The sequence below is a fragment of the Jannaschia formosa genome (assembly GCF_003340555.1).
Lineage (GTDB): Bacteria > Pseudomonadota > Alphaproteobacteria > Rhodobacterales > Rhodobacteraceae > Jannaschia > Jannaschia formosa.
In genome coordinates this window covers 61,774-69,635 of record NZ_QPLJ01000021.1, presented here as the reverse complement: position 1 = coordinate 69,635, position 7,862 = coordinate 61,774, and the positions used below count along the sequence as shown (strand labels likewise).

At 69.7% G+C, this 7,862-nt stretch carries 6 protein-coding genes and 1 pseudogene; 2 read left to right on the top strand and 5 right to left on the bottom strand.

Translation table 11 applies throughout. From position 1 onward, the window contains the following. Positions 1-297: 297 nt before the first annotated feature. Positions 298-429: pseudogene (locus tag DR046_RS17640) on the top strand (IS481 family transposase); the annotation flags it as partial. Between the two features lie 43 nt (positions 430-472). Here DR046_RS17640 and DR046_RS17635 read toward each other — a convergent pair. The 3 genes from DR046_RS17635 to DR046_RS17625 all read right to left on the bottom strand — a co-directional run bounded on the left by DR046_RS17635 (position 473) and on the right by DR046_RS17625 (position 3,192). Then, on the bottom strand, positions 473-1,315 hold the full coding sequence (locus tag DR046_RS17635; RefSeq protein ID WP_115383697.1) for an ABC transporter permease: 843 nt from the start codon (positions 1,313-1,315) through the stop codon (positions 473-475). Positions 1,316-1,429: 114 nt separating this feature from the next. Then, entirely contained in the window at positions 1,430-2,179 is a 750-nt protein-coding gene (locus tag DR046_RS17630; protein WP_115383696.1) for an ABC transporter ATP-binding protein, read from the bottom strand. Next, positions 2,179-3,192, bottom strand: coding sequence for an ABC transporter substrate-binding protein (locus tag DR046_RS17625; protein WP_115383695.1), 1,014 nt, complete (start codon positions 3,190-3,192; stop codon positions 2,179-2,181). The genes DR046_RS17630 and DR046_RS17625 overlap by 1 nt, the downstream gene beginning before the upstream one ends. Positions 3,193-3,658: 466 nt before the next feature. Between DR046_RS17625 and DR046_RS17620 the strand changes: the two genes are divergently transcribed. Beyond that, the gene (locus tag DR046_RS17620; protein ID WP_245190991.1) at positions 3,659-4,168 is read left to right on the top strand and encodes a MarR family winged helix-turn-helix transcriptional regulator; all 510 of its coding nucleotides are present in this window, start codon (positions 3,659-3,661) and stop codon (positions 4,166-4,168) included. Here the strand turns inward: DR046_RS17620 and DR046_RS17615 are convergent. Both DR046_RS17615 and glgX read right to left on the bottom strand, forming a co-directional pair. Further along, a complete protein-coding gene (locus DR046_RS17615; protein WP_115383693.1) occupies positions 4,158-5,771 on the bottom strand; it encodes an alpha-D-glucose phosphate-specific phosphoglucomutase in 1,614 nt (537 codons plus the stop codon). The genes DR046_RS17620 and DR046_RS17615 overlap by 11 nt on opposite strands. After that, positions 5,768-7,861: a glycogen debranching protein GlgX gene (glgX, locus tag DR046_RS17610; RefSeq protein WP_115383692.1), complete on the bottom strand. Its 2,094-nt coding sequence runs from the start codon at positions 7,859-7,861 to the stop codon at positions 5,768-5,770. The genes DR046_RS17615 and glgX overlap by 4 nt, the downstream gene beginning before the upstream one ends. Between the last annotated feature and the right edge of the window lies 1 nt (position 7,862).

The window sequence follows — 7,862 nt, the reverse complement described above, 5'->3', positions numbered from 1 at the left end:
GCCGCCCATGGCGGCCAGCCGCCCGCCGTGGTCTACTTCGACGGCATCCAAACCGATCAGCAGGTGCAGGCAGTAGCTTAAACTACCCCGGAAACTGTCCAACCGACGGGGAGTAGCTCACCTTGGTCATGCTTGGCCAGAAGCTCGGACAGGTCCATGTTGGTCCTGGTCATCGGCGTCTCCGTGGGGTCCGTGGTTGAAGTCGCCAAACTCCACCTCGACCATACACCTCGGTGACCACCCGGGATCACACCGTCGACGGCGATGAAAATACACCACGTGCTCGGACGCTACCCCTATAACTTCGCACGGCGCCTCAAGACCCTACGCGGCCTCACACCGTACGAGCACGTCATCAAATGCTGGACCGACGAGCCGGACCGGTTCAAGATCAATCCACGCCATCACATTCCGGGACTGAACGCCTAGTGGGTCATTCCTAGATGTCCGGAGGAAATTGGCCAGCGCCCGCTCAACTCCGCCAGCGCAGCAGCCGCCGCTCCACCCACCCGATGGCCGAGGAAGTGAGCACCCCCAGCACCGACAGGATGACGACGCCGGCGAACAGCCGCTCCAGATCGTAGAGCGAGCCGGCCTCCAGGATGTAGGCGCCGATGCCGTAGGTCGCGCCCAGCATCTCGGCAGCGACGAGCAGGATGATTGCGATGGCCAGCCCGATGCGCAGGCCCGACAGGATGCCGGGCAGGGCGCCCGGCAGCACGATCTTGCGCACGATCGACCACCAGCCGAGGCCGAAGGACTGGCCCATGCGGATCAGCGTCCGGTCCACGTTGTCGACCGCGCCATAGGTCGCCACCACCATCGGGGTGAAGGTGCCCAGCGCGATCAGCGCGTATTTCGACCCCTCGCCGATGCCGAACCAGATCACGAAGAGCGGCAGCAGCGCGATCTTCGGCACCGGGAAGAGCGCGCTGACGACCGGCACCAGCCCCGCCCGCGCGAGGCCGAAGAGCCCGATCACCGTGCCGAGCGCGATCCCCGCCAGCGCCCCGAGCGCCCCGCCGATGGCGAAGCGCGAGAGCGACGGCAGCAGATGGTCCCAGAGCGCGCCCGTCACCCAGAGCTGGCGGAACACGTCCAGCACCTCCGACGGCAGCGGCAGCGTCAGCCGCCCGATCCAGCCCTGCCTTATGCCGATCTCGACGAAGGCGATGAGCGCCGCGAAGACGACGAAGCCCGCCCAGCGGTTGCCCGTCGCGCGGAAGCCGCCACCCCGGAAGGGCACGGGCTGCACCCCGTCCCGGTCGGCGGGCGGGAGCGTCCTCGCGATCTCCGGATTCGTCCCGGCGGTCATGTCCAGCCTCCTTCCTGTGGCCGCAAATACTCCCGCCGGAGGCGCGGGGGCGGGGGGCTCGATGCCCCCCGCCCCCGCTTCCCGGGCGTGCCGCCTCCGGCGGCGCGCAACCCTTCAGCCATCCAGCAGTTCCGCATCCGCCGCCTGCGCCTCGTCCCGCATCAGCCCCCAGAGATGCGCCTGCACCTCCTCCATCGCGCCGCGCGCGCCCAGCGGCGCGTCGATCTCGACGATCTCGCGGATGCGGCCGGGGCGGCGCGACAGCACGACGACGCGGTGGCCGAGCCGCACCGCCTCGGCCAGGTTGTGGGTCACGTAGACCGCGGTGAAGCGCTCGCGCTCCCACAGGCCCACGAGGTCGTCCATCAGCAGCTGCCGCGTCTGCGCGTCGAGCGCCGAGAGCGGCTCGTCCATCAGCATCACCGCCGGGTCGACGGCCAGCGCCCGGGCGATGGCGACGCGCTGCTTCATGCCGCCGGACAGCTGCCGGGGCAGGGCGTCGGCGAAGTCCGACAGCCGGGTGCGCGCCAGCACGTCGGCGATGCGGGCGGTGCGGTCGGGCAGGGCGTGGTCCTCCAGCACCAACGAGACGTTGCCCGCCACCGTCCGCCAGGGCAGCAGGGCGAAGTCCTGGAAGACGTAGGTCAGCGGGTTGAGCGAGCCGGGCGGCGGCGGCCCGACCTGCAGGACGACGCCTTCGGTGGGCCGCTCCAGCCCGCCGATCATGCGCAGCAACGTGGACTTGCCGCAGCCCGAGGGCCCGACGATGCAGACGATCCGGCCCGAGGCGATGTCGAGGTTGATCCCCGACAGCACCTCGGTCTCGCCGTAGCGATGGGTCAGGCCCTGGACCGAGAGCTCCACTAGCTCCCGACCGTCTCGACGTAGCTGGGGTCGATCAGCTGGTCGAGCGCGATGCCCGCATCCACCAGCCCCTCGGACTGAAACCATTCGAGCTGGTCGCGGACCGAGGCCACGTTCAGCGCGGCGCCCTCGTTGATCCGCATCGTGCCGTTGATGATCGAGGGGGCGGCGCGCGCCCGCTCCTGGTCGGCGTAGACATATTTGTGGATCAGGTCGACCATTGCGTCGACGCCTGCCTCGCCGCCTGTCTTCTCGATCATGGCGTCGTTGTAGTCCGAGATGCCGCGGCTCAGCGAGCCGAGGAAGCCCTCGGTCAGGGCGCGGTCGGCGGCGTTGGCGGTCGAGGTGAAGACCGTCGTGACCTGGTAGTCGGGCAGGTAGTCGGCGACCATGCCGATGGTATGGACCTCCGGCCCCGAGGCGACCGGCTTGCCGATATGCGGCACGATGGTCCAGGCATCGACCTGGCCGGTCTTCAGCGCCCCGATGATCGACGGGACCTTCTGGAGCGGCACGAAGGTCATGTCGACGCCCTCGGCCTGCGCGATCTTCGATCCCATGTAATGGAAGCTCGACCCGGCGGTGGTCATGCCGAAGCGGCGCCCGCCCAGGGCGGCCGGGCTGGTCACGCCCTCCTGGAAGGCCGCATCGGAGGCGAGGATCATCTGGCCGTCGATCCCCTGCTCTTCGGTCAGGGCGCCGCCGATCACCTTGATCGCGCCCTTCTCGGCCAGGTTCACCAGCCCGCCCGAGATGGCGGTCATGGCGTAGTCCACGTCTCCGCTCGCGATGGCGACGGCCATCGGCTGCGCAGCCTGGAAGAACTCCAGCTCGACGTCGAGCCCGGCCTCGTCGAAATAGCCCCGCTCCAGCGCGACGAAGCTCGGCGCATGCGAGGTGAAGCGCAGCGCGCCGACCTTGAGCTTCGTGCCCTGCGCGATGGCGGGCGCGGCGAGCGCACCCGTGGCGGCGGCGCCCATCAGGGCGAGCGTGTGGCGGCGTGTGATCGTCATCGTCTTTCCTCCCGGTTCCCGGGGGAACGGTGCCGCGTGCGGGCGCGCGGCGCAAGGCCCGGGGGCCGCGTGGTGGTCGGGGCTCGACTGAGCTGCGGGGAGCCATCGCCTGTTCCCACCTTCTCGCACGATCATGCCCCCGACGCCCGGTGCCATGGTCCGGGAGCGACGACCTTCCCAGTTTCAGTGGCAACCCACGCTGGCTGCCGCCGTCGACCGCCGGGCCGCGGCCGAGGCTCCATGCGGATGCGAGAGGTCGGAGAAGGTCGTTACGCGAGAACTGACGCGCGTCACACCCCGACGGGCGCGGCCGGATCGGTCGCGGACGGGCCGCCGAAGCCGCGCGAGGCGTTGGCTGTCCTCCTGCCGGGTTCCCGCGCAAGCCCCTACCGATTTGTTAACCTTTTGAAGGAAAATGTCTCGATCCCGCTTCGCAGGCGGAAAAAGCGCGTTACTCTGCCTGGCCATGACGAGTGACGAAAAGTCTGGTGATATGGCGGGCATAGAGAATTTCGATCTGGGCGGTTTCCTGCCCTATCTGCTCACGCGAGCCGCAGAGGTGACGAGTCAGGGATTCGCCTCCTACTACAAGGACCGCTACGGCATGCTGCGGACCGAATGGCGGGTGCTGTTCCATCTGGGCCGCTACGGCGAGATGACTGCCCGGACGATCTGCGACCGGGCCGGGCTGCACAAGACGCCGGTCTCGCGCGCCGTCGCAGCGCTGGAGCGGAAGGGCCTGCTGTCGCGGCAGACGGACCCGAGGGACCGGCGGCACGAGCGCCTGTCGCTGACCGCGCGGGGCGGGACCGTCTTCGACGATCTGGTCGACGCCGCCCGCCGCTATGACGAGGCCCTGTCGGAACAGTTCACCGCCCGCGAACGGGAGGTGCTGGGCCGCTGCCTCGGCAAGCTTGCCGGGATGCAGCCGCGCATGCCGATCCGGGCCGCGCCGGGCGCCGGTGTCAGGTGGTGACGTCCGGCTCGGTCCGGCCGATATGCGTCCGGAACCCGGCCAGCTCCATCGTCGCCGTGCGCACCGGGTCGAGCTTCGCCGGGTCGTCCAGCGTCTCGGCGTCGTAGGCCTCGAGGTAGCAGCGGATCGTCGCGCCCTCGGTCCCGGTGCCGGAGGTGCGCAGCACGGCACGGGCGCCGCCCTCGTACCAGATGCGCAGACCCTGCCCGTGGCTCTCGGAGCCATCGACCGGGTCGTGGTAGGAGAACTCGTCCGCGCTCTCGACGGTCAGATCGCCGAAGCTCTGGCCCGGCAGGTCGCCCAGCCGGTCGCGCACGCCGTCCATCAGCGCCGCCGCCGCCTCGGTCGGAACCGCCTCGAAGTCGAGCCGCGTGTAGTAGTTGCGCCCGTAGGTCGCCCAGTGGTCGGCCATCACCTCGGCGACCGACAGCTTCCGTGCCGCCAGCAGGTTCAGCCAGAACAGGACGGCCCAGAGCCCGTCCTTCTCGCGCACATGGTCCGACCCGGTCCCCGCGCTTTCCTCGCCGCAGATGGTCACCTTCCCCGCATCCAGCAGGTTGCCGAAGAATTTCCAGCCCGTCGGCGTCTCGTAGAGGCCGATGCCCAGCCTCTCGGCCACGCGGTCTGCGGCGGCGCTGGTCGGCATCGACCGCGCGACGCCGGCCAAGCCCTTCGCATAGGCCGGGACAGGGGTCGCGTTCGCCGCCAGAACGGCGAGGCTGTCGGAGGGGGAGACGTAGCAGTTCCGCCCGACGATCATGTTGCGGTCGCCGTCCCCGTCCGAGGCGGCGCCGAAATCCGGCGCGTCCTCGCCCATCATCCGGTCCATCAGCGCCCTGGCCCAGACCGGGTTCGGGTCCGGGTGCCCGCCGCCGAAATCCGGCGATGGCGTGCCGTTCACGACCGAGCCCGCGGGCGCGCCGAGCGTGCCTTCGAGGATCTTCGCGGCATAGGGGCCGGTCACCGCGTGCATCGCGTCGAAGCTGATCGTGAAGCCGCCCGCGATCATCGCCCGGATGGCGTCGAAGTCGAAGATCGAGGCCATCAGCGCCTCGTAATCCTCGACCGGGTCCACGACCGTCACCGCCATCTCGCCCACCGAGGTCTCGCCCAGCGCGCCGAGGTCCACGTCCGGCGCGTCGAGCTTTTGGTAGCCGTCGATCGTCTGGGTGCGCGCGAAGATGGCGTTGGTGACGCCCTCGGGGGCGGGGCCGCCGTTCGGGGTGTTGAACTTGATGCCGAAATCCTCGTCCGGGCCGCCGGGATTGTGGCTGGCCGACAGGATGATGCCGCCATCGGTCCCGTTCAGGCGGATGAGATGCGAGGCGGCGGGGGTCGAGAGCAGGCCGTCTTGCCCGACGATCACCCGGGCGGCGCCGTTGGCAGCGGCCATCTTCAGGATCGTCTGGATCGCCTTGGCGTTGAAGAAGCGGCCGTCGCCGCCGAGGACGAAGGTCTTGCCCGAGGCGCCGCCGATCCCGTCGAAGATGCTCTGCACGAAGTTCTCGAGATAGCCGGGCTGCATGAACACCCGGGTCTTCTTGCGCAGGCCGGAGGTCCCGGGCTTCTGGCCTTCGATCGGCTGCGTGGCGTGACGGGTCATGTCTGTCCTCCTTCGAATTCCAGGGAGAGTGCGGTGACCGACGCACCGGCGACGGGCGCGGTTCCGGTCTCGCGCACGGGGTCGGCGCCGGGTGCTGCGGTGTCGATGTGGCGCACCCAGCGCGCGCCGTCGGGCGGGCGGGGCAGGACCACGCGGCCCGGCCGGTCGGAGCGGTTGAAGACGATCAGCACCGCGTCGCGGTCGTCCTCGGGCACGGTCGTCTCGGCCGAGGCGCGCAGCACCAGCACCAGCCGGTCGAGTCCCGGGTCGCGCCATTCCAGCGGCTGGCCGTCGAAATCGCGCCAGTCCACGTCGGGCAGGCGGTCGGCGGGACGGCGGCGTCCGTGCAGGAAATGGCTCTGCCGCAGCACCGCATGGTCGCGGCGGAACGTCGAGAGGCGCGCGGTGAAGGCGGTCAGGACCGGGTCGCCGGTCCAGTCGACCCAGCCGATCTCGTTGTCCTGGCAATAGGCGTTGTTGTTGCCGGCCTGCGAATTGCCCAGCTCGTCCCCCGCCAGCAACATCGGCGTGCCCTGCGCGAGGAGCAGCGTGGCGAGCAGGTTGCGGGCGCGCAGCGCGCGGACGGCAGTGATCGCCGGATCGTCCGTCGGCCCCTCGACCCCCATCGCCTCCGAGACGTTGTGGGAATGGCCGTCGCGGTTGCCCTCGCCATTGGCGTCGTTGCGCTTCTGCGAGTAGCGGGTCAGGTCGGCGAGGGTGAAGCCGTCATGGGCAGTCAGGAAGTTGATCGAGGACCACGGCCGCCGCCCGTCGCGGTCGAACCGGTCGGCGGAGCCGAGCAGCCGTCCGCCCAGCTCCTGCGTGGCATGGTCGTCGCCGCGCCAGTAATGGCGGGCGGTGTCGCGGAACCGGTCGTTCCATTCGCCGAACTCGTGCGGGAACTCGCCCAGCCGGTAGCCGCCGGGGCCGATGTCCCAGGGCTCGGCGATCAGCCGCGTCTTCGCCAGGACCGGGTCCTGGCGCAGCGCGTCGAAGAAGCCGCCCTTGGGATCGAAGCCGTGATCCTCGCGCCCGAGCGTGGTGCCGAGATCGAAGCGGAACCCGTCCACGCCCATCCGCTCCACCCAGAAGCGCAGGGAATCCAGCACCATCCGCAGCACGAAGGGCTGCGTCAGGTCCAGCGTGTTCCCGGTCCCGGTGTCGTTGACGTAGAACCGCCGCTGGCCCGGGTTCAGCCGGTAGTAGCTGGCGTTGTCGAGGCCCCGGAAGCTCAGCGTCGGGCCGAGATGGTCGCTTTCGGCGGTGTGGTTGTAGACGACGTCGAGGATCACCCGGATGCCCGCCTCGTGGAAGCGGCGGACCATCTGGCGGAAGCCGGCGAAGCCCGCGGGTCCGAAATAGCGCGGCTCCGGTGCAAAGAAGCCGATGGTGTTGTAGCCCCAGTAGTTTCTCAGGCCCTTCTCGACGAGGAAGCCGTCGTCGATGAAGGCGTGGACGGGCAGAAGCTCGATGGTGGAGACGCCGAGCCGGGTCAGGTGGTCGAGGATCGGGTCGGAGCAGAGCCCCTCGTAGGTGCCGCGCAGCCGCGCCTCCACCTCCGGGTGGCGCATCGTGAGGCCCTTGGGATGGGCCTCGTAGATCAGCTCCGAGAGCGGCGCGCCGTCGAGGGGGGCGAGCGGTGGCTCGAACAGGTCGGGATGCGAGATGACGGATTTCGGGACGAAGGGCGCGCTGTCGGTCTTCGACATCGTGAGGTCGCGCTTCGGGTGCCGCCGGTCGTAGCCGTAGATCGCCGGATCGTGGACGAAGGGCCCCGCCAGCTCGTGCGTATAGGGGTCGACCAGCAGCTTGTGGGGATTGAAGCGGTGGCCCTGCTCGGGCGCATAGACCCCGTGGGCGCGGTAGCCGTAGAGCTGGCCGTGGCGCAGGCCGGGGACGTAGCCGTGCCAGACCGGGCCCGTGCGTTCCGGCATGGGCAGGCGGGCCATCTCGGTCTTTCCGTCTTCCGAGAAGAGGCAGAGATCGACCTGCGTCGCATTGGCCGAGAAGACGGCGAAGTTCGCGCCCTGTCCCTCATGGGTCACCCCCATCGTCAGCGGGGAGCCGGCCTCGATCACGGGTGCTCTCATG

Coding starts and splice junctions, on each gene's coding strand:
- DR046_RS17635 (WP_115383697.1), bottom strand. CDS start 1,315: ATGACCGCCGGGACGAATCCGGAGATCGCGAGGACGCTCCCGCCCGCC.
- DR046_RS17625 (WP_115383695.1), bottom strand. CDS start 3,192: ATGACGATCACACGCCGCCACACGCTCGCCCTGATGGGCGCCGCCGCC.
- DR046_RS17620 (WP_245190991.1), top strand. CDS start 3,659: ATGACGAGTGACGAAAAGTCTGGTGATATGGCGGGCATAGAGAATTTC.
- DR046_RS17615 (WP_115383693.1), bottom strand. CDS start 5,771: ATGACCCGTCACGCCACGCAGCCGATCGAAGGCCAGAAGCCCGGGACC.
- glgX (WP_115383692.1), bottom strand. CDS start 7,861: ATGAGAGCACCCGTGATCGAGGCCGGCTCCCCGCTGACGATGGGGGTG.